The 23721-nt window shown below is 71.2% G+C and carries 25 protein-coding genes; 6 read left to right on the forward strand and 19 right to left on the reverse strand.

The genetic code is table 11. The features are described 5' to 3' along the window. Window positions 1-44: 44 nt before the first annotated feature. Entirely contained in the window at window positions 45-3386 is a 3342-nt protein-coding gene (locus ACQPZK_RS26880; RefSeq protein WP_433535602.1) for a S8 family serine peptidase, read from the reverse strand. Window positions 3387-3542: 156 nt separating this feature from the next. Between ACQPZK_RS26880 and ACQPZK_RS26885 the strand changes: the two genes are divergently transcribed. Further along, window positions 3543-4100: a sugar O-acetyltransferase gene (locus tag ACQPZK_RS26885; RefSeq protein ID WP_433535603.1), complete on the forward strand. Its 558-nt coding sequence runs from the start codon at window positions 3543-3545 to the stop codon at window positions 4098-4100. Between the two features lie 6 nt (window positions 4101-4106). On the opposite strand, the gene ACQPZK_RS26890 is transcribed toward ACQPZK_RS26885, so the two are convergent. The 5 genes from ACQPZK_RS26890 to fdxA are packed head-to-tail and all read right to left on the reverse strand — an operon-like array spanning window position 4107 to window position 8079. Further along, window positions 4107-4754 carry a nucleoside/nucleotide kinase family protein gene (locus tag ACQPZK_RS26890; protein WP_433535604.1) on the reverse strand — a complete coding sequence of 216 codons (648 nt, stop codon included), beginning with the start codon at window positions 4752-4754 and terminating at the stop codon, window positions 4107-4109. Continuing rightward, window positions 4754-5401, reverse strand: coding sequence for an SIMPL domain-containing protein (locus ACQPZK_RS26895; RefSeq protein ID WP_433535605.1), 648 nt, complete (start codon window positions 5399-5401; stop codon window positions 4754-4756). The genes ACQPZK_RS26890 and ACQPZK_RS26895 overlap by 1 nt, the downstream gene beginning before the upstream one ends. Window positions 5402-5460: 59 nt before the next feature. Further along, complete coding sequence (locus ACQPZK_RS26900; protein ID WP_433535606.1) at window positions 5461-6633, reverse strand: prephenate dehydrogenase; 1173 nt, start codon at window positions 6631-6633, stop codon at window positions 5461-5463. Between the two features lie 16 nt (window positions 6634-6649). Next, window positions 6650-7756, reverse strand: coding sequence for a succinyldiaminopimelate transaminase (gene dapC, locus ACQPZK_RS26905; protein ID WP_433539330.1), 1107 nt, complete (start codon window positions 7754-7756; stop codon window positions 6650-6652). Continuing rightward, window positions 7753-8079 carry a ferredoxin gene (gene fdxA / locus ACQPZK_RS26910; RefSeq protein WP_007464872.1) on the reverse strand — a complete coding sequence of 109 codons (327 nt, stop codon included), beginning with the start codon at window positions 8077-8079 and terminating at the stop codon, window positions 7753-7755. The genes dapC and fdxA overlap by 4 nt, the downstream gene beginning before the upstream one ends. 79 nt (window positions 8080-8158) lie before the next feature. On the opposite strand from fdxA, the gene ACQPZK_RS26915 reads away from it, so the two are divergent. Further along, window positions 8159-9202, forward strand: a complete 1044-nt coding sequence (locus ACQPZK_RS26915; RefSeq protein ID WP_433535607.1) for a GNAT family N-acetyltransferase — start codon at window positions 8159-8161, stop codon at window positions 9200-9202. Window positions 9203-9447: 245 nt separating this feature from the next. Here the strand turns inward: ACQPZK_RS26915 and ACQPZK_RS26920 are convergent, their stop codons facing one another. From ACQPZK_RS26920 to mshB, 3 genes are all read right to left on the reverse strand, one after another. Continuing rightward, window positions 9448-9912 carry a hypothetical protein gene (locus tag ACQPZK_RS26920; RefSeq protein ID WP_433535608.1) on the reverse strand — a complete coding sequence of 155 codons (465 nt, stop codon included), beginning with the start codon at window positions 9910-9912 and terminating at the stop codon, window positions 9448-9450. A gap of 80 nt (window positions 9913-9992) precedes the next feature. After that, window positions 9993-10430, reverse strand: a complete 438-nt coding sequence (locus ACQPZK_RS26925) for a hypothetical protein (protein WP_433535609.1) — start codon at window positions 10428-10430, stop codon at window positions 9993-9995. Window positions 10431-10447: 17 nt separating this feature from the next. Next, entirely contained in the window at window positions 10448-11374 is a 927-nt protein-coding gene (mshB, locus tag ACQPZK_RS26930) for an N-acetyl-1-D-myo-inositol-2-amino-2-deoxy-alpha-D-glucopyranoside deacetylase (RefSeq protein ID WP_433535610.1), read from the reverse strand. An 86-nt stretch (window positions 11375-11460) separates the two neighbouring features. Here mshB and ACQPZK_RS26935 point away from each other — a divergent pair, with 86 nt between their 5' ends. Together ACQPZK_RS26935 and ACQPZK_RS26940 are read left to right on the forward strand one after the other, a co-directional pair. After that, window positions 11461-13605 carry a prolyl oligopeptidase family serine peptidase gene (locus tag ACQPZK_RS26935; RefSeq protein ID WP_433535611.1) on the forward strand — a complete coding sequence of 715 codons (2145 nt, stop codon included), beginning with the start codon at window positions 11461-11463 and terminating at the stop codon, window positions 13603-13605. A 44-nt stretch (window positions 13606-13649) separates the two neighbouring features. Continuing rightward, complete coding sequence (locus ACQPZK_RS26940) at window positions 13650-14483, forward strand: hypothetical protein (protein WP_433535612.1); 834 nt, start codon at window positions 13650-13652, stop codon at window positions 14481-14483. Between the two features lie 100 nt (window positions 14484-14583). Here the strand turns inward: ACQPZK_RS26940 and ACQPZK_RS26945 are convergent, their stop codons facing one another. The 4 genes from ACQPZK_RS26945 to ACQPZK_RS26960 all read right to left on the reverse strand — a co-directional run bounded on the left by ACQPZK_RS26945 (window position 14584) and on the right by ACQPZK_RS26960 (window position 17131). After that, window positions 14584-14958, reverse strand: a complete 375-nt coding sequence (locus tag ACQPZK_RS26945; protein WP_433535613.1) for a DUF805 domain-containing protein — start codon at window positions 14956-14958, stop codon at window positions 14584-14586. A gap of 132 nt (window positions 14959-15090) precedes the next feature. After that, entirely contained in the window at window positions 15091-15732 is a 642-nt protein-coding gene (locus ACQPZK_RS26950) for a DUF7003 family protein (protein WP_433535614.1), read from the reverse strand. Window positions 15733-15801: 69 nt separating this feature from the next. Continuing rightward, entirely contained in the window at window positions 15802-16974 is a 1173-nt protein-coding gene (locus ACQPZK_RS26955) for a helix-turn-helix domain-containing protein (protein ID WP_433535615.1), read from the reverse strand. Beyond that, window positions 16964-17131 (reverse strand): hypothetical protein, encoded by a 168-nt coding sequence (locus tag ACQPZK_RS26960; RefSeq protein WP_433535616.1) that lies wholly within the window; start codon window positions 17129-17131, stop codon window positions 16964-16966. Before ACQPZK_RS26960 ends, ACQPZK_RS26955 begins: the two co-directional genes overlap by 11 nt. Window positions 17132-17281: 150 nt before the next feature. Between ACQPZK_RS26960 and ACQPZK_RS26965 the strand changes: the two genes are divergently transcribed. Then, complete coding sequence (locus ACQPZK_RS26965) at window positions 17282-18025, forward strand: helix-turn-helix domain-containing protein (protein ID WP_433535617.1); 744 nt, start codon at window positions 17282-17284, stop codon at window positions 18023-18025. A 30-nt stretch (window positions 18026-18055) separates the two neighbouring features. Here the strand turns inward: ACQPZK_RS26965 and ACQPZK_RS26970 are convergent, their stop codons facing one another. Then, window positions 18056-18349 (reverse strand): hypothetical protein, encoded by a 294-nt coding sequence (locus ACQPZK_RS26970; protein ID WP_433535618.1) that lies wholly within the window; start codon window positions 18347-18349, stop codon window positions 18056-18058. A gap of 238 nt (window positions 18350-18587) precedes the next feature. On the opposite strand from ACQPZK_RS26970, the gene ACQPZK_RS26975 reads away from it, so the two are divergent. Continuing rightward, a complete protein-coding gene (locus tag ACQPZK_RS26975) occupies window positions 18588-19352 on the forward strand; it encodes a DUF427 domain-containing protein (protein ID WP_433535619.1) in 765 nt (254 codons plus the stop codon). A gap of 61 nt (window positions 19353-19413) precedes the next feature. Here the strand turns inward: ACQPZK_RS26975 and ACQPZK_RS26980 are convergent, their stop codons facing one another. The 5 genes from ACQPZK_RS26980 to ACQPZK_RS27000 form a co-directional block, all read right to left on the reverse strand. Next, a complete protein-coding gene (locus ACQPZK_RS26980) occupies window positions 19414-19839 on the reverse strand; it encodes an NUDIX domain-containing protein (protein ID WP_433535620.1) in 426 nt (141 codons plus the stop codon). A 42-nt stretch (window positions 19840-19881) separates the two neighbouring features. Then, on the reverse strand, window positions 19882-20427 hold the full coding sequence (locus ACQPZK_RS26985) for an ATP-binding protein (RefSeq protein WP_433535621.1): 546 nt from the start codon (window positions 20425-20427) through the stop codon (window positions 19882-19884). Window positions 20428-20454: 27 nt separating this feature from the next. Next, a complete protein-coding gene (locus ACQPZK_RS26990; protein ID WP_433535622.1) occupies window positions 20455-20742 on the reverse strand; it encodes a hypothetical protein in 288 nt (95 codons plus the stop codon). A gap of 102 nt (window positions 20743-20844) precedes the next feature. Further along, on the reverse strand, window positions 20845-22587 hold the full coding sequence (locus ACQPZK_RS26995) for an ABC transporter substrate-binding protein (protein WP_433535623.1): 1743 nt from the start codon (window positions 22585-22587) through the stop codon (window positions 20845-20847). Window positions 22588-22733: 146 nt separating this feature from the next. Beyond that, entirely contained in the window at window positions 22734-23720 is a 987-nt protein-coding gene (locus ACQPZK_RS27000; protein WP_433535624.1) for an ABC transporter permease, read from the reverse strand. Between the last annotated feature and the right edge of the window lies 1 nt (window position 23721).

Consider the following 23721-nt stretch of genomic DNA (forward strand, 5'->3'; position numbering starts at 1 on the left):
GCCGGGTCCGCGGCGCTCGGCCGCGGACCCGACGGGTGTACGCCTCAGCGCAACCGGTACGCCTGGATGATCCGCTGCGTCACCGTGTTGCCGGCGGTGTCGCGGGCGGTGGCCCGCAGCGACACGTGGCCGGGGCCGGCCGGATGCCGCACCAGTGCGGACCAGTCATCGGCCGAGGTGCGGATCAGCTTCGCCCTGTCCCAGGTCTTCCCACCGTCGTACGACACGTCGACGGTGAGCCCCTGGACCCCGGCGGCCGGAGCCCCGGGCTGCCGCTGCACCCGCACCGGTACGAGGAAGCTCCGCCCGGCCGGTGCGCTGCCGTCGACGCGCAGCGGCGGCGCGAAGCGCACCGCCATCAGCGGCAGGCGGGCCGGCGTGTCACCGGCGACGTGCCGGGACCGGAAGGTCCAGCTGGATTCCACCTCGGTGCTCAGGTCGGTGAAGCTCCGCTTCGACGACGCGACGAGCCGGTAGTCCGCCGCGGCCGGTGGCACGGCGAACTCCCCGTAGCCGGCGTACCCGCTCTCACCGACCAGCTTGCCGTTGCGCCAGAGCTTGGTGTACTCGCTGTCGCTCAGCGAGCCGCCCGGGTGCCCGGCCGCGTCGCTGAAGATCGGCAGGTCGACCACGATGCTGTCACCGGCCCGGGTGACGCTCTGGTGCGGCCAGCGCGGGTCCGGGAAGGACGGTGCCAACGGCGCCTGGTTCCAGATCTCCTGGACCGTCCGCCCGGCCCGGTACGCGGTGGGGACGGAGAGGAGCACGGCCTGCGGGTTCAGCCAGCCGTCCTCGCCCCGGGTGCCGAAGTAGATCTCCGACTCCCACTGCACGCCCCGGGTGTTGTAGTACTCGACCCGCTGGCCGGGCACGCTCGTGGGCAGGACCAGGGCGGAGCCCCCGACGTTGTACTCCAACACGGGGTAAACGGTCCGCTCGGCCTCCATGCCCGCGTAGGCCCCGAGGAACCGGTGCACGACGGTGGCCAGGTCGCTGCGGCGGTAGTCGCGGACGAATCCCGTCGGCATCCGACCGGGGATCGCCTCGGCCAGCGCGTACAGGTACGGGCTCCCGGTCGTGCCCGGCCTGGTCCACTGGCTGCTGACGGTGGCGACGAACTGGTCGTCGGAGACCGTCCTGCCGAGCGCACCGCTGGTCAGACCGGTGAAGGTCTCCGCCCAGAGCCCGACGCCGTACCCGCTGCCGTCCTCGGCCGTGAAGTTGCCGCTGACGTCGATCAGTTGCGGGGTGGCGTCGCGGTCCGGAATGGTCGTCCGGACCGTCCTGGCCCGGCGGGCGTCCACGACGATCCGGGTGTCCCGCTCGATCGTCACCACGGGCTGCATCAACAGCGACATCCCGCGCTGCTCGTCCTCCGGTCCGGGTTCGAAGACCAGGCCACTGAGGCCGTAGTGCCCCTTGGGCACCCGCACGGTGGCCACCCCGTCGGAACTGACGAGGTCCCAGGCGCCGAAGGTGTCCATCCCGAGCAGGAGGGTCCAGTGGTCGGCGGTACGCGCGCCGGCGCGGTTCAGGTGTTCCACGGTCAACGTGTAGCTCTCCACCTCCCGGTTCACGGCCAGCGGCGTGACGGCGACCGCCGACCCCGCCCGGGCCACGATCCGACCGGTCCAGTAGCCGTCCACGTCGCCGATCCGGGTGTCCGTGGTGACGGTCGTGGCGGCCGTACCGCCCGCCGGCACGGTGAGGTGGTCGACGCCCAACTGGAAGAAGCCGGCCGGCAGCGCCCGACCGCCGGGCCCGGCACCCTCGACACTCAGGTCCACGGTGATCGGGGCCGGCCCGTCGTTACGCCAGGTCACCGTACGGGTGACCGGGGTGTCGTCGTGGTGCGGCCAGAGCGTACGGCCGAACGAGACGCTGACCGGGTCGGTGGTGATCTGCTGGGTGATGGCGTGTGCGACGTCGACACGCCCGGCGCCCTGCTGGTAGGCGGTCTGCCCCGGGTGCGGCTTGGCGGCGGCCATCAGCGTGGCCTTGAGCCGGTCGGCCCGCCATCCCGGGTGCTGCTGGGCGAGCAACGCGGCCGATCCGGCGACGTGCGGGGTGGCCATCGAGGTGCCGGAGAGCGTGACGTAACGGTCCCCCACCGGATCGCCGATGACACCGTTGGCGGACTTCGCGGCGACGATGTCGACGCCGGGCGCGGTGATGTCCGGCTTCAGCGCGTCGTCACCGGTCCGGGGACCCCGGCTGGAGAAGTCGGCCAACTCGTCGTCGCGATCCACCGCGCCCACGGCGAGCCCGGCGTCGGCGCTGGCCGGGGAGCCGACCGAACCGTCCGAGCCGTCGTTGCCGGCGGCGAGGACGAACAGCGTGCCGGTCTCCGCGGTCAAGGTCTGCACCGCCTCCTCCAGCGGGTCGACCTCCGGCGTGTCCCAGCCGCTGAGGCTCATGTTGACCACGGCGGCCTTCTTGTCCACCGCGGCCCACTGCATGCCGGCGAGGATCGCCGAATCGGTGCAGCCCTGGTCCTCGCAGACCTTGCCGTCCAGCAGCGTGGCGTCCGGTGCCACGCCCCGGTAGCGGCCGTCGGACGCCGCGCCGGAACCGGCGATGGTCGAGGCCACGTGCGTGCCGTGGCCGACCGTGTCCCGGGCGTCGGCGACCTCGGTGAAGTTGCGCGCCTCGGCCACCTTGCCGGCCAGGTCCGGATGGGTGGCGTCGACGCCGGTGTCCAGCACGGCCACGGACACGCCCTTGCCGGTGAACCCGGCCGACCAGGCGGCGGGCGCTCCGATCTGCGGCACGCTGTGGTCGAGGGTCACCCGTCGTCGACCGTCCAACCAGATCCGCTCGACGCCCCCCGCCGCGCCGAGCCGGGCCGCACTGCCGCCGGTGGTGACCGTCGCCCAGACCGCGCCGAGAGACGACTTGTCGCTGGTGAGGGCGGCGCCGTGAATGGCCGGCAGGTCGCGCGTCACCCGGGTGCCGGGCAGCGCGACCGGGGCGCGCCGGGCGCCGCCCGCCGAGCCGTACGACAGCAGCAGCGGCAGCGTGTTCCGCCGCGCGTCGTCGTAGCCCGCTTCGATCAGGCCGGTGACGTCGAAGAGTCGCCGGTCCACCCGGCCCGAGCGCAGCAACGGCAGCGCGTCGGTCGGCAGCACCGAGAGACGCCCGCCCTCGCGCTGGACGAGGAACTGCACGCCGGTACGGCCGGCGCCGGGTTGGGCCGACGCGCCGGCGGCGGTGACGGTTACCCGGTCACCGGTGATCAACGTGACGGTGATCGGGCGCTTGGTGGCGGGCCCCGCCGGAGCGGACTGTCGGTCGGCGCCGCCGGGTGGGGCGGGCACGGCGGGTGCCGCCGAGGCGGGAGCCGGCGCGGAGAGCGCCAGCACTGACACGAGGCCGAGAGCGGCCATTCTTCTTCCCTGGTGCAACGTTTCCTCCTGGTCCAGCGTTCTGATTGATAGGAGTCGCATTGACAACCCAGAATTACATACCGAGTATGCAGAAAGAAGTCCAAAATAAGTCGGACCCGCCACGGAACACCGGCCCACGCCGGCATCATCGACCGGGTGACCTCCATGAAGGACCGGATGCTGGCGGGTGAGCCCTACCTCGCCGACGATCCTGAACTCGTCGCCGACCTGGACCGGGCCGCCCGCCTGATGGAACGCTTCAACACCAGCTCAGCGGCCGACCCCGCAGCCCGGCTCGCGGCGCTCCGCGACCTGCTCGGCGACCTGGCCGACGACACCTGGATCCGTCCGCCGTTCTACTGCGACTACGGCTGGAACATCCGGATCGGGCCACGCAGCTTCGTCAACTACCACGCGGTCTTCCTCGACGTCGCCCCGATCACCCTCGGGGCGGACGTCCAGGTCGGACCGAACGTGCAGCTGCTCACCCCGACCCACCCGGTGGAACCCGGTCCGCGGCGCGACAAGTGGGAGGCCGCCAAGCCGATCACCATCGGCGACAACGCCTGGCTCGGTGGCGGCGCGATCGTCCTGGCCGGGGTCACGGTCGGCGCGAACACCGTGGTCGGCGCGGGCGCGGTGGTCACCCGGGACCTGCCCGCCAACGTCGTCGCCGTCGGCAACCCGGCCCGACCGGTCCGCGCCCTCGAATGAGCCGCGTCAGGCCGCCGGCGCCTCCGGCAGGCGGACCACCAGGTCGGCGTGCTCGGCCGTCGGGGTGATGCGGGCCGCGTTGGCCTCGTCGCTGCCCAGCGCCCAGGCCCGGGCCTGCTCCGGCGAGCGCCCGTACGCCTCGTGCCGCGCGGTCAACCGACGCTGGCGCAGCTCGGCGTCCAGGTCGAGGAACCACACCTCGTGCAGCAGCGTCCGGACCTCCTCCCAGGGCGGGTCCGGCACCAGCAGGTAGTTGCCCTCGGTCACCACGAGGCGGACCGAGGGTGGCACCTCGATCGCCCCGGCCACCGGCTCCTCCACCTCCCGGCGGAACTCCGGCGCGTACACCGAGGTCGGTTCCAGCCGACGCAACCGGCGCAGCAGCGAGACGTACCCGTTGGCGTCGAAGGTGTCGATCGCGCCCTTACGGTCGGCCCGGCCCAACCGCTCCAGCTGCACCTGGGCCAGGTGGAAGCCGTCCATGGGCACCAGTCGCGCGCTCGCCCCGACCTCGGCGACGATCCGCTCGGCCAGGGTGGACTTCCCCGCGCCCGGCGCCCCGGTGATGCCGAGCAGTTGCCGCGGGCCGGCCTGCGCCAGTGACCGCGCCCGCGTCACCAGCTCGTCGAGGGCCAGCACCCGGGCCGGGGGCATCAGCCGAGCACCGTATCGCTGATCGTGAACCGCGCCTGCACCGCCGCCTGCACGGTCTGCGGTTGCGGGTCCAACTCCAGCTCGGGAATTCCACCGCCGGCGCCGCCCCTGGCGGACCCCGCGCGAGCGAACATCGGCCGGTCGGCGGGACCGGCGTCAGCCAACTCGAGGAGCGCGGTGACCCGGGCGCCCAGCGCCTCGGCGTACTCCCGGGCGCGCAGCAGCGCGTCGTCGATCGCGGCATGCCGCGCCTCGCGGTGCGCCGGGCTGTCCGGTCGTAGCTCCCACCAGGGGCCGTTCACCTCGACCTGGTCCTGGTCGGCGAGCCGGAGCATCAGCTCACCGAGGGCGGTGAAGTCGGTGACCGTCACCGTGGTGGTGACGCTGCCGAGCCAGCCCACCACGCGTTCACCCGAGCGCTTGGTCTGCGGCCGGACCCACAGGTCGCCGGTCTCCCGCCGGGCCACCGCCGGCTCGGCGCCGTCCAGCAGCACCCGGACGGCGGCTGCCCTCTCGGCCAACTGGGTGAGCGTCGCCTCCCGGTCCCGGCCGCGGGCCGTCACCGTGACCGTGAACAGGGCCAGCTCGGGCGGCACCTCCCGGGTCGCCTCGCCGCGCACCTGCACCACCGGGCCGTCCGTCGCCATGCCTGTCAGCCTAGGGCCTGTTTCATGAGGGCGGCTGGCCAGCTCCTGCGAAACCGGCCCTAGTCAGGCAGTGGCAGCAGCGCCGGGTAGGAGACGACGTCCGGACCGATCCGGCAGCCCGTCAGATGGCCGCCGGCGACACCCAGCTCGCGCAGCCAGGCCACCTCGACGGCATGGTCGCCGTCGGCCGGGAACTCCCGGTCCGCCGGGGCGAACCGCCGATCCCGCAGCGCCGACCGCGCCGCGCCGGCCTGCGCGTACCGGGCGGTCAACCCCGTCGCGTCGGCGGACCGCAGCGCATCCGCCAGCTCATCCAGGAGTACGCGCACCTCGGCCAACTCGTCCAGCACCCGCGCGCGGTTGCCGAGCAGCATGTTTGCCGTCCGCTCGGCCGGCGTCCCGGCGACCCGGGTGCCGTCGGAGAAACTGCCCGCGGCCAGCGCCAACACCGCGTCGCGCAGCGGCGACCGCTGCGTCGCACCGGCCAGCGCGCCGGCCAGCAGGTGGGGAACGTGCGAGGCGAGCGCGGCCACCGAGTCGTGCGCGGCCGGGGACATCGGCACCACCCGGGCGCCGAACAGCTCCACCAGGAGCCCGGTGAGCCAGCGGAAGGCGAACGTCGCCGCGCCCGGCGCCGGGCACAGCACCCAGGCCGCGCCGGCGAGCAGCGTCGGAGAGGCCGCCGCCAGGCCGGCGGACTCCGCGCCCGCCATCGGATGCCCGGGTACGAAGCGGTCGGTGAGCCCGAGCCGGTCGGCGGCCTCCGCCACCTCGGCCTTGGTGCTGCCCACGTCGGTCAGCACACAACCCGGCGCGGTCAGCTCGGCCACCTGCGCCAACGTCCGGGCAAGGGTGGGCAGCGGGCCGCACAGGAAGATCAGATCCCGACCGGCGACGGCCTCCTCGACGGCGTCCGGGGCGGACACACCGCGCGAGCGCATGTGCTCCCGGGTGGCCGGATCGGGATCCCAGCCCGCCACGTCGAGGCCCGCGTCGCGCAGCCGCAACAGCACCGACCCGCCGATCAGACCGGTGCCGACGACCGCCACCCGCACCCGGGCGTACGCCCCGCCGGCCTCCCGGCCCGAGCCGTCCACCTCCGCCACTGGCCCGGCGGCCCCGTGGCGGTGGTCGCCGGTCTCTCGGCGTTGGTTGCCGACCCCTCGGCGGTGGCTGCCCGCCGGCGTGACGGCCCCGGCGTTCGGCGTCGGGACGGTCGTGCCGTCGGTCATCGCCGGACGCCCCCGGTCAGGCCCGCAGCCGGCCGGCGACCGCGGCGACGTGCTCGTCGGACTCGGTCAGTGCCACCCGCACGTACCGCTGGGCGGCGGGGCCGTAGAAGACGCCGGCCGCGACCAGGATGCCGCGCCGGGCCAGCCAGTCGACGGTCTGCCAGCAGTCCTCGTCCCGGGTGAGCCAGAGGTAGAGGCCCGCCTCCGAGTGCTCGATCGTGAAACCGGCCTCGGTGAACGCGGCGCTCAGCACCGCGCGCCGGGCGCGGTAGCGTTCCCGCTGCTCGACGGCGTGCACCTCGTCCTGCAGGGCGGCCACCATCGCGGCCTGCACCGGCGCGGGCACGATCATCCCGGCGTGCTTGCGGATCTTCAGCAGCTCGGCGACGAGGACCGGATCGCCGGCCACGAAGCCGGCCCGGTACCCGGCGAGGTTGGACCGCTTGGAGAGCGAGTGCACGGCGAGCACTCCGGTGTGGTCGCCGCCGCTGACCTCCGGAGACAGCACCGATACCGGCTCGGCCGACCAACCCAGCGGCAGGTAACACTCGTCGCTGGCGACCACCGCGCCGCGCTCCCGGGCCCAGTCGACGACCTTGCGCAGGTGCGCCACGGGCAGCACCCGACCGGTCGGGTTACCGGGCGAGTTGATCCAGACCAACCGGACCCGCGAGGTCGGCCCGACCGAGGTGAGCGAGTCGGCGCGGACCACGGTGGCACCGGCCAGCCGGGCACCGTCCTCGTACGTCGGGTAGGCGATCGACGGCACGACCACCACGTCGCCGGGGCCGATGCCGAGCAGGGTGGGCAGCCAGGCGACCAGCTCCTTGGAGCCGATGGTCGGCAGCACGCCGAGACCGTCGACGCCCGCGCCACAGGCCCGGGCCACCCACGCGGCGATGGCGGCGCGCAGCGCCGGGGTGCCGGCGGTCAGCGGGTAGCCCGGCGCGTCGGACGCGTCCGCCAGCGCCTGACGGATCACCGCCGGGACCGGGTCGACCGGCGTGCCCATGGAGAGGTTGATCAGGCCCTCCGGATGCGCCGCGGCCAGGGTGGCCGCGGCGTCCAGGGTGTCCCAGGTGAACTCGGGCAGCCGTGCCGAGACCGGCGCGGGCCGGTTCAGTGGCCCTCGCCGCGCGGCGGCTGCGCGGCGACGAAGGTCGCGTCCTTCTCCACCTTGCCGATCTTCGAGGCGCCCCCGGGCGAGCCCAGGTCCTCGAAGAACTCGTAGTTCGCGCCGGTGTAGTCCTTCCACTGCTCCGGGACGTCGTCCTCGTAGAAGATCGCCTCCACCGGGCAGACGGGCTCACAGGCACCACAGTCGACGCACTCGTCGGGGTGGATGTAGAGCATCCGGTTGCCCTCGTAAATGCAGTCGACCGGGCATTCCTCGATGCATGCCTTGTCGAGCACATCCACGCACGGCTCGGCGATGATGTAGGTCACCGGTCTTCTCCTCCGCAAGACGCGCCGCGATCTCCCGCGACGGTAAGAGCCTAGTATCTCGCCGGGGAGGGGGTCGATCGTGCTCCGACAGCAGGATGTGGGACATCGGATCGTGGTCCGCCGGATTGTGGGGATTCGCGAAGGCCGACCGCTGTTCTCGGACGCCCTCGGCGAGTTGGTCGAGCTGAGCGAGACTCATCTCACCCTCGCCACGGCGCAGGGCCCCCTACGCGTCCCGGTGGCGCAGGTGCACCGGGCCAAGCGGGTACCGCCGACCCGTCGACCGACGGCTGCGGCGGTCGTGGCGCTCGAGCGGGCCGCCGACGAGGCATGGCCGGCACCGACCCGCGGCCGACTCGGCGACTGGCTGCTGCGCTCGGCCGAGGGCTGGACCGGCCGGGCCAATTCGGCGCTGCCGATCGGCGATCCCGACCGACCGTTGCCGGCGGCCGTGGACGCGGTCGAGCGCTGGTACGCCGAACGGGGTCAGCCCGCGATCATCAACACGCCGCTGCCGCTCGCCGCCCCGGTCGGCGCCGAGCTGGACGAGCGCGGCTGGACCACCCGCCCACCGACCCTCGTCCAGACCGCACCCCTGCCCCTACCGATCGCCGCCGTCGGGCTCGGCGAGCCGGGCGCGGCCGTCGGGCTCGGCGGGCCGAGCGCGGCCGTCGGGCTCGGCGAGCCGGGCGCCGCCGTCGGGCTCGGCGAGCCGGGCGCGGCCGTCGTCGAGGTGGTGACCGCGCCGAGCGCGGATTGGCTCACCATCGCGGCCGGCCGCAAGGGCGGCCTACCGGACGCCGCCCGGCACGTGCTCACCGCCGTGGACCAGGTCCGCTTCGCCCACGGGTACGTCGACGGCGCGCTGGCGGCCATCGGCCGGGCGACGGTGACCGGCCAGGGCCGATGGTTGGGCCTCAGCCTGATCGAGGTGGTACCGCACGCTCGCCGTCAGGGTCTGGCCCGGCGCGTGATCGGCGCGCTGGCCGCCTGGGGCGTGTCGACCGGCGCGACACACGTGTTTCTCCAGGTGGAACAGCGCAACACCCCAGCCATCGCCCTCTACCGAACGCTCAACTTCACGACCCACCACACCTACCTGACCCGAGTAGCCCCAACCTGACCCCCGCCCCGCCCCGTCCCTTCCCCGCGCCCGCCCCGCCCCGCCCCGCCCCGCCCCTCCCCGCCCTCGCTCGTCGATCTTGCACTTTGTGCGGCGACATAGAGGGGCAATACCGCTCATATCGACAACCGAAAGTGCAAGATCGACGCGAGGCTCTGGCCCGCGCGAGGTTCTGGCTCGCGCGAGGTTCTGGCTCGCGCGAGGTTCTGGCTCGCGCGAGGTTTCTCACGGGCTTGCGGGCGGGGTCAGCGGCGGACTACCCGGCGGGGTTTTGCGGACTTGACCTCGGCGTACCGCTTGAGCTGCTGCGAGCGGTAGTCGAGACCGAGGGCGGTCGCCACCAGGTAGCCGCCCAGCGTCCCGAGGCCGGTGGCCAGCAGGTAGAGCCAGATCTGGGCGAAGAACGTGCCCGCGCCACCGGCGAAGGGGCTGTGCCCGACGACCAGCGGCCCGACCAGCACGGTCAGGGCCATGGCGATGAGCACCACGACGGTCACGTCGGCCGCCCAGACGGCCAGCGGCCGGACGCGTCCCCAGCGGAAGGCGACCACGGCCAGGGCCAACCCGATCACCACGAACATCGCCAGTGAGACCCGGTCGGCCGCAGCGTCGTCGCTGTCGAAACCGAAACGGGTGATGAGGCGGGCGACCACGTTGACCGCGAAGAGCCCTCCCGCGAGCACCCCGATGGTCCGCCATCGTCTGTCCATCGCACGACCTCCTGCCGTACGCCCCTTTTCGCGGGGCCACTTCCCTGGCAGGAATATCTACCACTCGTAGCTGTGTGACGTCACCAGCCGCCGAGCGTGGACGGCGGAGCGAGGATCTGCCGGAAACCCATCACGGCGAACGTCATCGCGCCGGCCACGATCATCGCCAGGCCGACCCAGTTGTCGCCGGCCAGCAGCAGGTCACCCTCGGTGGTGCGGATGGCCGCCACCGCCATCAGGGCGAACCACGGCACCGCCGGCAGCGCCACCGCCCAGCGACGGCCGACCACCTCGTACGCGAACCAGCTCAGCAGGATGTTCGCGCCGACGGCGAGCAGCGCCGAGACGCCGATGAGCTGCCCGCCGACCCGGACGGTGGCGAGCAGCAGCTCCAACACTCCCGTCACCACGCCGGCCACCACCACGACGACCCCACCGGCCACCCGTAGACCCAGGTCCAGCAGTCGCGGCGGCGGCCCCGCCGGCGGCGGGGCGTCCTGGTCGTTCACGACCGACATCGGCGCGGCGGGCAGCGTCACCGGAGACCGGCCGCCGCGACCGGGGAGCGGTCCGCGTCGGCCTCTCCGGTCAGCCCGGCGAAGAGGTCGTCCTCCCAGCCGTACGGGCCGAAGCCCGGCCCCTTCGTACCGACGGCGAGGGTGAAGAACTCGACGCCCATGAACTCGCCGCCGAAGTTGCCCGCGATGGAGTAGAGCCACGAGGTGGCCGGGATCTGGGTGGCGTGCGCCCGCATCGCCGCCTCCTTGGCGGTGTGCTGGTCGGTGCCGTCGATGCGGGCGGCGATCTGCTCATCCGGGGTCCCGAAGGGCAGCTCGGCCAGGTCCTGGATACCGCCGAACGGATTGTCGGAAGATTCGGCGAAGTGCGACATGCCGGCCTCCAGCACGCTGAGCGGCATGGCCGTCCAGTAGACCTTGGCCGGCGCGCAGCCCTCGACGGCGGCCAGCTCGACGGCGCGCATCGCCACCCGGTGCGCCTGGATGTGGTCGGGGTGGCCGTAGAAGCCGTTCGGGTCGTACGTGATGAGCACCTGCGGGCGTACCTCTCGCATGATCTCCACCAGGTGCCCGGCGGCCTCGTCGAGGTCGGCCTGCCAGAAGGCCCGGGGGTGCTCGTTCGTCGCGAGACCCATCATCCCCGAGTCGCGGTAGCGACCGGCGCCGCCCAGGAAGCGGTGGTCGGCGACGCCGAGCGCCGCGCAGGCGGCGGCCAGCTCCGCGATCCGGTACCCGCCGAGCTGGTCGGCCTCGGCGGCGGCGAGCTGCGCGAGCGCCGGCACGTAGATCTCGCCCTCCTCGCCGAGCGTGCAGGTCACCAACGTGACGTGTGCGCCGGCGGCGGCGTAGTGGGCCATGGTCGAGCCGGTGCCGATCGACTCGTCGTCAGGGTGCGCGTGGACCAGCAGCAGGCGGCGGTCGGGCAGCGTCGTCACGACGGTCACTCTAACCGGCGGCCCGGCCCGGAGTCGTTGGACGCGTCCGCCCAGGTCGGCCACATCACGCCCGGCGCGGCTCTACGATTTGGCCTGTGGACTTTCCGGAGCTGGCCGCCCGCACCCGCCGGTTCAGCCACGGCGCGCCACGGGCTGTCTCCGTGGCCGCGGACGGCTCCCGGGTGATCTTCCTGCGCTCGGCCGGTCCGGAGGATCCGGCGGACGCGCTGTGGCTGCTGAACGTGGCGACCGGCGAGGAACAGCTGGTGGCCGATCCGGCGGCCCTGCTGGGCGACGACGGCGACGTCCGGGCGCTCGCCCCCGGTGAGCGGGCGCTGCGGGAGCGGCTCCGGCTCAGCGCCGCCGGCATCGGCTCGTACGCCTTGGACGCGGCCGGCCGGGTGGCCGTGTTCGCGCTGGCCGGCCGCCTGTTCCGGGCCGACCTGGTGCACGGCGACGTGGTGGAGGTGGCCGCCGTCGGCCCGGTGCTGGACCCTCGGCCGGACCCGACCGGCGAACGCCTCGCGTACGTGACCGACGCGGCCGAGGGCGTACGCCGGGGTGAGCTGCGGGTCATCGACGCCGACGGCACCGACACCCTGCTGGCCGGCGAGGACGCGGGCGTGAGCTGGGGGTTGGCCGAGCACATCGCGGCCGAGGAGTTCGGCCGGTACCGGGGCTACTGGTGGGCCCCGGACGGGCGTACGGTGCTCGCCGCCCGGGTCGACGAGTCCCGGCTTGAGCGCTGGCACCTGCACGACCCGGCCGAGCCGGGCAGCCCGCCGACCGCCGTCGCGTACCCCCGGGCCGGCGGTCCCAACGCCGAGGTGAGCCTGCACCTGCTGGACCTCGACGACGGCTGGGTCGACGTGCACTGGGACCGCGAGACCTACCCGTACCTGACCGGGGTGAGCTGGGTCGAGGGCAGCCCGCTGATCACCGTGCTGCGCCGCTCGCAGCAGCACGGGCTGGTCCTCGCGGTGGACCCGCGCACCGGTGAGACGCAGGTCCACGCCGAGCTGGCCGACCCGCGCTGGGTGGAGCCGATCGCCGGTACCCCGGCACACCTGCCCGACGGCCGGGTGCTGGTCGGCGGCGAGCTGGCCCACGACGGGTACGACGCGCGCTGCCTGTTCGCCGACGGCACGCTGCTCACCCCACCCTCGCTGTACGTGCGACGGGTCGTCGGTCGGCTGCCGGCCGTCAGCGGTCCCGCCGACCTGCTGGTGGAGGCGAGCGACGGCGAGCCCAGCGAGCGGCACCTGTTCCGGGTCCGCACGACGATCGGCGGTGGGGTGGACGCCCGGCGTCTCACCACCGACTCGGGCTGGCACACGGCGGCCGTCGGCGGGGACGTGCTGGTGGTCGGGACGGCATCGCTGGACCACGCCGGGACGCGCTGGACCGTGTCCCGCGGCGGTCAGGAGGTGGCGGAGTTGCGCTCACTCGCCGCCGAGCCGCCGTACTCGCCACTGCCGCTGCTGGAACGGGTGACCGACCGTCGCCTGCCGGCGGCGGTGCTCTACCCGGACAATCACGTGACGGGCCGGCGGCTGCCGGTGCTGCTGGACATCTACGGCGGTCCCGGCCACCAGGAGGTGGTGGCGGCGCGGGCCGCGTGGTTGGAGCGGCAGTGGTGGGCCGACGCCGGGTTCGCGGTGGTCACGATCGACAACCGGGGTACGCCGGGAGTGGCCCCCTCGTTCGAGAAGGCGATCCACCGGCGACTGGCCGACGTCATCCTGACCGACCAGATCGACGCGTTGACCGCGCTCGCCGGCAAGCACCCGGACCTGGACCTCGGTCGGGTCGCCGTACGCGGGTGGTCGTTCGGCGGGTGGCTGGCCGGGTTGGCCGTGCTGCGCCACCCCGAGCTGTTCAAGTGCGGCATCGCCGGCGCACCGGTGACCGACTGGACGCTGTACGACACCGCCTACACCGAGCGGTATCTCGGCCTGCCGGAGGACGGCATGGACGTGTACGCGCACCACTCGCTCATCGAGTTGGCCGCCGAGCCGGTCACCGGCTCCGACCAGGCCCGCCCGCTGCTGCTCGTACACGGCCTGGCCGACGACAACGTGGTGGCCGCGCACACGCTCCGGCTGTCGGCGGCGCTGCTGTCGACCGGCCGCCCGCACGCCGTGCTGCCACTGACCGGCGCCACCCACATGGCCGCCAACGGCACCGCCGAGCGCCTGCTCCCGCTGGAACTGGAATTCCTGCGTACGCACCTCGGGTGAATTTCCGGCGCGCAGGGGCGAGGCTCGTGGCACCATCGTCCGCCATGTGGGCCGACGATCCGAGGACGACTTTGCCGTTCCGCTGGAATCTGGTGACGCCGGACCGGCTGGGTTCACTCCTGGACGGTGATCACCATCCTGATCTGTGGTTCGCGGCGGAACTGGTCGAGTGCTCGGCCAAGGTGTTGGGCCGCTCCGGGGGCGGCGCGCTGCACTTCGTCGGACGCTCGATGGACTCGATGTACGACCTGCTCACCGGCGTGCTGGCCGACGACCCGAGGTTGATGCGGTTGCCGTTCAGCAATCTGTCGGAGGGCTGGGTGCCGCATGACGAATGGCGCGAGCAGGCTCGGGTCATCCTGACCCGCTGCGGCGTGACACCGTTCCGCCTGGCCCGCACCAGCGACCCGGTCTCGTTCGTCGACATCGTTTCCACCGGCGGGACATTCGAGAGCCTTTACTCGCTGCTTCGCGGTTGGGTCGACGAGCAGCGGGAACCGTGGGACGTCGTACGCCGAAAGATCCGCTTCATCGGGATCGTCGATCGGCGTGAGACGAGTCCGAAGACGCGACGTTGGCAGCAGCACGCCGGATGGACCGCGCAGTTGCCATCCGGAGCCGTCAGCAACGTGTCGATGGATCCCTCGGTGTACTCCTACCTGGCGAACCGGCAGGAGAAGCTGACCGGTAGCTTCGGTCCGAGCCTTCGCGAGAGGGTGGACACCCGACGCGACAGCGTCGTTCGGTACGCCCTGGCAGAGGCCGTCGCCCTGGTGGCCCTCGGTCGGCGCCCCGAGACGCTGGCGACGTTGATCCGGAATCTGTCCAACCAGAGGCCGCACCCGAAGAAGTGGCTGGCCGCGCTCACTCATGCGTGACGCGCCTGGTGGGGCGGCCCGGCCGGAGCAGGGTCAGACGAAGGGGCCCCCGTTTCCGACAACGCTGCCGGAACGGGGGCCTCTTGGTGTCGCGAGCAGGTCAGCCCTTGGGGCTGGGGCCGAAACGGTTCGCTCCCGGCGTGCCGTCGATGACGAAGAACACGATCAGGACGATGGCCCCCACGATCGGCACCAGGCCGATCAGCAGCCACCACCCCGTCTTGTCGGTGTCGTGCAGGCGTCGCACCGCGACAGCCAGCGTCGGGAGCAGCAGCGCCAGCGATACGACAAGGCCGATGAAACCGTTCGACGAACCGTCCACGAAGGTCAGTCCCAGCGCGTTGTCCAGCACGGAGGCAACGATGCTGACAAGGACGGTGAACAGGGCGAACCACCAGTACTCAGAGCGGCGCGCCCGACCCGTGAAGCCGACGTACTGGCTGAGCACCGATTTGACGGCGGTCACGAAGGACATGGCTATCTCCCGTTGTGTGAGGGGCCTTCAAGGTCATCGCGGGGGCAGCCAAGCAGACCGATGTGGCGGAATCAACGGCCGAGCGGCTCAGGCACCCTGGCCACAGCGCCGGACTGTCGACGATCTCGGCGGCTACAGGCTCCCCGACTCCGGCCAGTGGGACCAGTGCGTGTTCGGCCACGCTCGGGGCGCGTAGAGCCTCAGATCGCCGCTCGCCAGGACATCGGCAATCTGGCGGAACGTCTCGGACTGGCTTGGACGTGCGCCACCGGCCAGGTCAGGGTGGTGCCATTCGTCCAGCCGCAGAACCTCGGGCAGGTCGACGGGGATTCGGCGTCGCAGTTCCCGTTCGTCTGCCAGGAGAAGCTCGCGGTGACGCGGAACAAGCCGACGCAGCACGTCGATCAGATCCTCACCTGATTCGCCGGCAACGGTGATGTTCTGACCGCGAAGCACCAAGGGGCCTCCCCGGTACGTCTCCGGTTCGTCCGGATCCTCAATCTCGTCCCAGTTGTCGATCCGATCGAGAAAATCGCCACTGTTCGTGCCAGGTACGCCGCTGGTCAGGCAGTTGCCGAACACGAAGAGCACGTCGGTGAGGTTGCCGGCCCGTGGCGAGTAGCCGACCGTCTCGACGATGAGAGCCCACCGCACCGCGTCCCGATATGCATGCAGCCGGGCGTCGACGGCGTAGTAGTAGCCGTTGTCGAGGTCGGGAAACCGGAACTCTTCGGCTGCGGCGTCGAGTTGTTCGAGGATGTCTGCCGGGCGCACAGCCGAGCACTGTAGTGCGCCCCACCGACGACCAGTGCTCCCACGTACACCAGCATCGACCGGCCATGCTCACAGCACCCCGAGGTTGATGGCGAGCTGGGTAATCGTTGGCGGGGCGTCCGGGTGGCGGGCGGTCTGGGCGACGACGCCTCGCGCCGACGGCCGGTGGCGGATCTCGGCGGGCGCGATGTTGTCGGCCCGCACCAGAAGCCGGGCCGCGTTGCCGGGGTCGTTCGTCTGAAGGTGGGCGCGCGCCGCGTCGATGAGGTGTGCGGCGCGGTGTTCGACCGGCAGCCAACGCCAGCCGTCCCGCTCGATCGCCTCCCGATGCCGGGCGACCGCCTGTCGCCCGTCGCCCAGTTCCACCGCGGCGGTGACCCGCGCCAACTCGACGGCCGTCGGCCCGAACGTCGTCCGGTAATGGTCGTGTCCATCACCCACCTGGGCGGCCAGCCCGGCGGCCTCGTCCAGCAGGTGTTCGGCCGCACGGTCGTCACCCGCCCTGGCTGCCGTCAGGGCGGCCTGCACGAGCAGCGACCCGCACAACGACAACTCCTGCGGCGTTTCCGGGTTGATCCGGGACGCGGCAGCCAGCAACACCGGCCTGGTTCGCGCCGAGGTCCGCAGCACCTGGCCAAGCTGCACCGCCGCACAGGCGAGCAATACCCGATCGCCGGCGGCGGCGGACATTGCCCGATCAGCGGCCAACCAGGCAAGACTCTCCTCGCCCAGCTTGACCAGCAGCGCTGCCGTCACCCGGTACACCTCGACCACTGCTTCCCGCCCAGCCGCAGGCTCCTGCGCGTCCACGGGGTGAACCGCGGTGACCAACGCGGGCAGCAGTTCGACCAGACGCGGATATCGGGCGTACTGGTAGGCCATCCACGCCTGCTCCACCTCCCGCGCCAGCCGGTCCGGCGACATCACCGCCTGGTCCGCCGGGCGATGAAAGGCCATGGGGTACGCGGACAAGGCTGCCCGAACCCGCGAGACGCCTTCGCGGCACTCGGCTACCCCAGCGGGCTGCGCATCCCGCCCGAGCAGCGCGGCGGGATCGACCCGCAGCACCGCAGCGATCTCCCGGATGGTCGACACCCGCTCCAGCGAGCGAACCCCTCGCTCAACCTTGTCCACCCAGCTCTTCGACTTTCCCAACCGATCGGCGAACGACTGCTGCGACAACCTCCGCCGCACCCGCAGGTAGGCGACCCGTCGACCGATCGGAAGCGGATCACCGCCCACGACGCCACCGCCGATCCGGCACCGCCCGAGTCGTCTCCTCCACCGGTATCCGCTCCGACTCGGCCTGCGCGAGCAACCGGTGCTTGGCGGCCTCCCGTTCAGCGGCGTCGATTCGCTCGCCACGACTGACCGGCTCGTCGTCAGAGTTGGACATCATCACCTCCGCTGCTCGTTCGCACCGGCAGGGTCGACCGCCGCGTGCCGTCAAGGATGACGCCGAGCTGTCGTGGGGCGCGACGGCACAGAAGACGCCATAACGGACACAGCAGGGGCGACATAAAGACGACGCACGGCTATTGTGACGAACATGAGTGCCCCGAACACCGCCCTACGCGCGGTCCGCAGCGGGATGCGCATGAGCCAGGACGACTTCGCCCGCGCACTCCAAGCCGCTGGCCACCGCCTTGGCGAGCCCAATGACGCCAACAAGAGACTCGTCCAGCGCTGGGAGTCCGGCGCGATCGCCGCACCACGGCCCCTGTATGCCCGCGCCCTGGAAGTCGTCACCGGCCTGCCGGTCTCGTTGCTCGGCTTCGCTGCGATACCCAATGGCGACATCGCTGAGGACCAGCACGGCGGGCATGACCTGACCTCGCCCGTGTCCACACTGGCCACGCCAACACCCAAGCCGCTGGTGGTCCACGGGTCGTACGAGGGCGTCTGGCTCAGCCGCTACCAGTTCCACTCCAGCGGTCGGGGAGAATCGTTCGCCGGGCAACACTTCGTGGTCGTACTCCAGCACGGCGACCGCCTGACCGTGCGTAGCCTGCCCGGCTCGGCGGCGTCGTCGCTGTCAATGGACCTCACCGTTGATGGTGCCGTGGTCACCGGCACCTGGGTGGAGCAGACCGATCCCGCCGGCTATTACCGGGGCGCTCGGTACCACGGCGCGATCCAGCTCCTGGCCGAGCCCACTGGCCGACGGTTGGCCGGAAAATGGGTCGGGTTCGGCAAGGACATGGACGTCAACACCGGCCCCTGGGAGCTGACCTTCCGAGACGCTTCAACATCAAAGGCGACACTCGACAGGTACAACACATCGCCCGAATAGGGGAATGCGCGGGCCACACGGGCCTCTGACCTAGTCGTCCTCGATGCGCCCGGTGGTGGGGTCGACCATGGCCAGGAAGTCGCGGATGTTCTCCCGGTGCTCGTCGAGCGACAGGCCGACAGTGGGACCCACGCCGAATCCGTAGCCGGGGTTCGGCCCGGTGAGCCACGTGTAGTCGGTGCCGTCGCACTCGTTCGGGCGGAGGGCGAATGTCTCTCCGTCGACGTCAACCGTGACCGACGTCGCGTCGTCCGTAGGTACGGGGCGCAGGCCGGGTACGGCGTTCCGATCGACATCGCCGTCATCGGGGTAGATGGGCTTCACATGGCCATCATCGCGCGGCAGGGACCACCCGTCGGCGGAACGGCGAGGGCCCCTCCCGACGAGCCGCACGCCGTGCTGCCGATGACCGGCGCCACCTAACCGCTGCCGCGAAGGGCTCGTCACGAAAGGCGACATCGGTTACGGTCTCTGCAACATACGCATGTGACAACGCGGGGGGCCGCCCTGATCGTTGAGCCGGCGCCTGCCCGAGCCGGCCGTCACATCAGGGGAGGCCTACGTGTCGGATTATCCGAAGATGATCGTCCCGGTCGACCACATTGAGCCGGTGCCTCGCCGGATCCGGGCCTTCCTCGGCGGCGAGCAGGTACTGGAAACCACGCGGGCGTTGTACGTGTGGGAATGGCCGTTCTTCCCGCAGTACTACATCCCGGTCGATGACCTGAATCGCGACCTGTTGATCGAGGGCGAGCGCACCGAGGCGACCCGGCGCGGGACCGCGCGGCTGCACGGACTGCAGGTTGGCGAGACGATCCGTCCCTCGTGCGCGCGGTTGTACGGAGACGACGCGCTGGCCGGGTTGGCAGGCACGATCCGGTTCGACTGGGCAGCCATGGATGCCTGGTTCGAGGAGGACGAAGAGGTCTTCGTGCACCCCCGCAACCCGTTCGCGCGGGTGGACGCGGTGCGTTCCACCCGCAGCGTCAGGGTGGAACTGGAAGGGGTCGTCCTGGCCGAGTCGACATCGCCCGTGCTGGTCTTCGAAACCGGTCTACCGCCCCGCTACTACCTCAACCGGACCGACGTGAACTTCAGGCACCTCGTGGAGTCGGCGACGAGGACCGCCTGCCCGTACAAGGGCCAGACCAGCGACTACTGGTCCATCCGTCTCGATGACCAGATCCACCCGGACCTGGCCTGGTCGTACGACTTCCCGACCGCCGCGCTCCTGCCGATCGCCGGCCTGATCGCCTTCTACAACGAGAAAGTCGATCTCTTCGTCGACGGCGAGCAACTGAGCCGGCCGGCAACGCCCTTCCACTGAACCAACCGGGTGGCCACGACCTGACCTCGCCATGTACACGAACAGGACTGCCCTCTGGCGCTCAGGCGCGACGCTCGGCAAGGGCTCTGGCGAACAGCGCGGGGTAGCTGTCGTGAGCCAGGCGCAGTCCGCCGAGCTCGTCCTCGGTGAACCATCCGATGGCATCGTGTTCGTCGGGCGCGGCGTTGACCGGGGATCCCGTCCACGCGTCGATCAGCCAGATCTGCATGTCGAACGTGTCGGTGTGCACCTCGTGCACCGGCGGCGTCGAGGGTGCCGTGACATGGACGCCCACCTCCTCCCGAAGCTCCCGGGCAAGCGCCTCGCCAGGCAGTTCCCCGGGCTCCACATGACCGCCGGGCATGTCCCAGACATCGGGGTACCACCGCCGCTGCGGAGATCGGTGACACAGCAGCACCCGCTTCCCGTCGCGCAGCAGGCCGGTGACGATGCGTGCCTTGGGAGAGCTGTCCGAGGAGTTCGACACGGCCGTATCCTGCCACCTGTCGCAGCCTCGGCGGTGTGTCGATCAGGGTAGATCGCGCCGCCTCGGCGGCCAGCGGCCAGCGCGCCACTGGTTCCAGGTCGCGAAGCCGGCCGGTGGGTCGTCGACGGGTTCGGAGCCGTCGAGTTCGCCTGGCGTCGGGATGTCCATGCGGGCAGCCCACTCGGCGAGTTCCTCGTCGGACATGGGCCACGTCGTGTGAGGCGCATCCGCCTGGCGCTGATCGAGCTGTTCGCGCTGCTCGGCCGGGGTGAGTTCGAAGTAGCGCAGTTCCACCCGCGCGCCGAGGTCGGCCGCGGCCTGCCGCAGAGCGGAACGCTCGTCCCGACTCCAGAGGCCGTAGTCGATCACCACATTGGTGCCGAGTGCGAGGGCGCGCAGCCCGATCTCGATGAGTCTTCCCTCGATCACGTCCGAGGCCGCGGGCGGATTCTCGGCCCCGTAGAGAGCCTTCACCCACTCGTCCTTGGTCAGACGAAGTGCCTTCTGCTCGACCTCGATCTGCCGGGCGGCAGTGGTCTTTCCGGTACACGGGAGCCCCACCGTCAGGAACAGCGTTGGTCTCGTCATCCTCACCCCACTGTGCTGGCTGGGGCTTCAGTCCGAAACCCCGCCTCCTCCGTCACCGCCGGTATCGAAGTTTGCCGCGTCCCCGTAGGCGGTGTTCTCGGCGATGGCGGCGGAGTGCCGGTCGGGCACGCCTCGGCCCCGGTGGAAGATGTCGCGATCGGCCCGAGGCGAGGAGCGTCGGATGGCCTGCATGGCGACTCGCGCGGCGGCCGCCTTCTCCTCGGCGGTGAGTGGCCGACGGCGGCTGCGCCGGAGAAGCAGCACCCCGCCGCCCGTCGCGAGCCCAGCGCCGGCGATCAACAGGTACCACTGCATGGCATCACAGTAGGAGGGGCCCGCACGGGCCCTCACCCACGGCACGACGCCGCCCTCTCCCGACCACGGTGTCGGGAGAGGGCAGCGCCCGCCTGCGGATGACTACGGCTTGACGTACGCGTTGACGAACGACGGGTAGCCGAAGACGCTGGAGACGAAGATCCCCCCGGCCTTGGAGCCGTGCACGTGGTAGGCGACGTCGACGTACATCGGCACCACCGGCGCGTGCTCCTTCATGATCCGCTCGTCCAGCTTGGCCCACTCCGGGCCCTGCTCGGACGGGGCGAGCGCCAGGATGCGGTCCATCTCGGCGTTGATCGTCGGGTCGTTGAAGTAGGACTGGTTGCTGTTGCCCTCGGCCTTGATGCTGCGGCCGTCGTACAGCACCGGCAGGATCGCCGCGCCGCTCGGCCAGTCCGCCGCCCAGTTACCGATGTACAGGTCCCACGGGTTGTCCTTCTTCTTGATCTCGTCGAGCTTGGCGTCGTCCGAGATGTTCCGCAGCGTGATCTTGAAGCCCGCGCGCTCCAGGTTGGCCTTGAGCTGGGCGCCCTGCTGCTGCTCGGTCGAGTTGTCGGCGACACCGAGGACCAGCTCCGGCGTCTGCCCGCCGAGCAGTTCCTTGGCCTTGGCGACGTCGCCGTTGGGGCCGGCCGGGTACGCCTCGTACGCCTTGTAGCCGATCGTGGCCGGCGGCATCAGCGTGGTCAGCGGGGCGGCGACGTTCTGGCCACCGAGTGCCTTGACCATGCCCTCGCGGTCGATGGCGTAGTTGAGCGCCTGGCGGACCTTGAGGTCCTTGACCCGCTGGTTGTTGATGACGAGCTGGTTGGCGCTCGGCGTCGGCGAGAGGATGCTGCGCGACTTCAGCGCGGCGTCCCCGGCCACCTTGGCGACCAGCGAGGCGGGTACGGCGTTGAAGGCGAGCGCGCTCTGGTCGGCGCCGTTGTCGGCGATCACCCGGTTGTTGGCGGCGTCCGCGGTCGGGCCGAAGCTCCAGACGAACTGGTCCGGGTACTGGTGCCGGACCGGGTCGGTGTTCGGGTCCCAGTTGGTGTTGCGGTCCAGCGTGATCTGCACGCCGACCTGGTTCTTGGCGACCTTGTAGGGGCCGGACGAGAACGGCTGCTTGTCCAGGTCGATGCCGGTGTCCTTGTCCGGAGGCAGCGGCGCGGTGGTCGGCAGCGACACGGCGAACGGCAGGTCACAGCGCGGCTTGGCGAACTCGAAGCGCAGCGTCTTCGCGTCCGGCGTGGTCAGGCCGGGCGGCAGGGACGTCTTGTTCTTCTTGAAGTCCCACTTGGTGTCGAACTGCGGGGTGTCGGCCAGCCACTCCTGGATGTAGGTCGGGCCACCGGAGAGGTCGGGGTCGAAGGAGCGGGCGATGCCGTACGCGATCTCCTTGGAGGTGATCGGTCGGCCGTCCTCGAACTTCACCCCGTCCTTGACGGTGAATTCCCAGACCTTGCAGTCGTTGTTGACGTTCTTGCCCGGCGTCTCGGCGAGGTCACCGACGAGGACCAGGCCGCCCTTGCCGTCGTCCTTCCAGGTGGTCAGGTAGCGCGCGAAGAGCGGGTTGGTCATGAGACCGGCGAACGAGTACGTCCGCTGGGGGTCGAGGTGGGAGATCGGAGACTCCCGGATGATGGTGAAGGTGCCGCCCTTCGCGGCGCCGTCCACCTCGGCCGCCGGCCCCTGCGAGTCCTTGGGGTCGGTCGCGATGACCCCGGTCTGCTGCCGGCTGTTGTCCACCGTGGTGCCCTCGCCCGTGTTCTTCGAGCACGCACCCAACGTCACCACCAGAGCGATCGCGCCGCCTGCGGCAACCGCCACGCGTGGTCGCATGAAGTACCTCCTTCACCCATGTGTCGTGCGGTTCCGTCGGGGCGGGAACCGCCGACGTCCCGAGGATCGTAAGGAAGAAAACCTACAAGTTGTGTAACAGTTGTCGATAAATTCCGCCAGCGGCCACGCGCGGGACGGCACACGGCTCAGCGCAGCCGCACCCTCGGGTCGATGGCCGCGTACAGCAGGTCCACCAGCACGTTCGCCAGTACCACGAACACGGCGGCGATCAGCACGGTGGCCATGATCGTCGGCAGGTCTCCGGACTTCACCGCGTCCACCGCCGTACGCCCCAACCCCTGGATGCCGAACGTCGTCTCGGTGATCACCGTGCCGCCCAGCGCCCCACCCACGTCCAGCCCCGCGATGGTCACCACCGGGGTAATCGCCGCGCGCAGCGCGTGTCGCCCGTACACCGTGGGTTTGGCCAGACCCTTGGCCCGCGCGGTCCGGACGAAGTCCTCGGAGAGCGTCTCCAGCATCTGCGCCCGCGACAGCCGGGCGTAGATCGCCGAGAACAGAAACGCCAACGACACCCAGGCGAGCGCCAGCCCACTGGCCCACTTCACCGGGTTGTCGAAGAGTGACGTGTAGCTGGGCACCGGCAGCCACCGCAGGTTGTAGACGAAGACCATCAGCAGCACCGCGCCCACGAAGTAGAGCTGCAACGACGCGCCGGTCAGCGAGAAGCCGATGGCGGCCCGATCGAGCCAGGTGCCCCGGCGCAGCGCCGAGACCATGCCGAGGCCCACCCCGAGCAGCAGCCACAGGATCGCCGCCGGGATCACGATGCTCAGCGTCACCGGCAACACCCGGGCGATGGTGTCCGAGACGGCCTCGTTTGTGACGTACGACCAGCCCAGGCAGGGCGCGTCGCACCGGCCGCCCTGGGCGCTGCCCAGGTCCCGACCGGTGACGATGCCCTTCATGTAGCCGGCGTACTGGCTGATCAACGGGTCGTTGAGGCCCAGGTCGTCGCGGACCCGTTCCAACCGCTCCGCGTTGCAGTTCTTGGAGCAGATGCTGCTCACCGGGTCGCGGGGCAGGGCGAAGAACATCAGGAACGTCAACACGCTCACCGCGAACAGGGTCAGCGTGGCGGAGAAGAGTCGCTTGATCAGAAATCGCGCCATG

Origin of the sequence: Micromonospora sp. CA-249363 (assembly GCF_050950185.1) — a bacterium.
Classification (GTDB): Bacteria; Actinomycetota; Actinomycetes; order Mycobacteriales; family Micromonosporaceae; genus Micromonospora.

What these genes read in the sequence shown, in the direction of transcription:
- ACQPZK_RS26945 (WP_433535613.1), bottom strand. Translation starts at nt 14,958, where the DNA reads ATGTCCTTCGTGACCGCCGTCAAATCGGTGCTCAGCCAGTACGTCGGC.
- ACQPZK_RS26990 (WP_433535622.1), bottom strand. Translation starts at nt 20,742, where the DNA reads ATGCAGTGGTACCTGTTGATCGCCGGCGCTGGGCTCGCGACGGGCGGC.
- ACQPZK_RS26925 (WP_433535609.1), bottom strand. Translation starts at nt 10,430, where the DNA reads ATGTCGGTCGTGAACGACCAGGACGCCCCGCCGCCGGCGGGGCCGCCG.
- ACQPZK_RS26920 (WP_433535608.1), bottom strand. Translation starts at nt 9,912, where the DNA reads ATGGACAGACGATGGCGGACCATCGGGGTGCTCGCGGGAGGGCTCTTC.
- ACQPZK_RS26895 (WP_433535605.1), bottom strand. Translation starts at nt 5,401, where the DNA reads ATGGCGACGGACGGCCCGGTGGTGCAGGTGCGCGGCGAGGCGACCCGG.
- ACQPZK_RS26900 (WP_433535606.1), bottom strand. Translation starts at nt 6,633, where the DNA reads ATGACCGACGGCACGACCGTCCCGACGCCGAACGCCGGGGCCGTCACG.
- ACQPZK_RS26960 (WP_433535616.1), bottom strand. Translation starts at nt 17,131, where the DNA reads ATGATGTCCAACTCTGACGACGAGCCGGTCAGTCGTGGCGAGCGAATC.
- ACQPZK_RS26880 (WP_433535602.1), bottom strand. Translation starts at nt 3,386, where the DNA reads ATGGCCGCTCTCGGCCTCGTGTCAGTGCTGGCGCTCTCCGCGCCGGCT.
- ACQPZK_RS26985 (WP_433535621.1), bottom strand. Translation starts at nt 20,427, where the DNA reads ATGACGAGACCAACGCTGTTCCTGACGGTGGGGCTCCCGTGTACCGGA.
- ACQPZK_RS27000 (WP_433535624.1), bottom strand. Translation starts at nt 23,720, where the DNA reads ATGGCGCGATTTCTGATCAAGCGACTCTTCTCCGCCACGCTGACCCTG.
- ACQPZK_RS26940 (WP_433535612.1), top strand. Translation starts at nt 13,650, where the DNA reads ATGTGGGCCGACGATCCGAGGACGACTTTGCCGTTCCGCTGGAATCTG.
- ACQPZK_RS26890 (WP_433535604.1), bottom strand. Translation starts at nt 4,754, where the DNA reads ATGCCCCCGGCCCGGGTGCTGGCCCTCGACGAGCTGGTGACGCGGGCG.
- ACQPZK_RS26965 (WP_433535617.1), top strand. Translation starts at nt 17,282, where the DNA reads ATGAGTGCCCCGAACACCGCCCTACGCGCGGTCCGCAGCGGGATGCGC.
- ACQPZK_RS26995 (WP_433535623.1), bottom strand. Translation starts at nt 22,587, where the DNA reads ATGCGACCACGCGTGGCGGTTGCCGCAGGCGGCGCGATCGCTCTGGTG.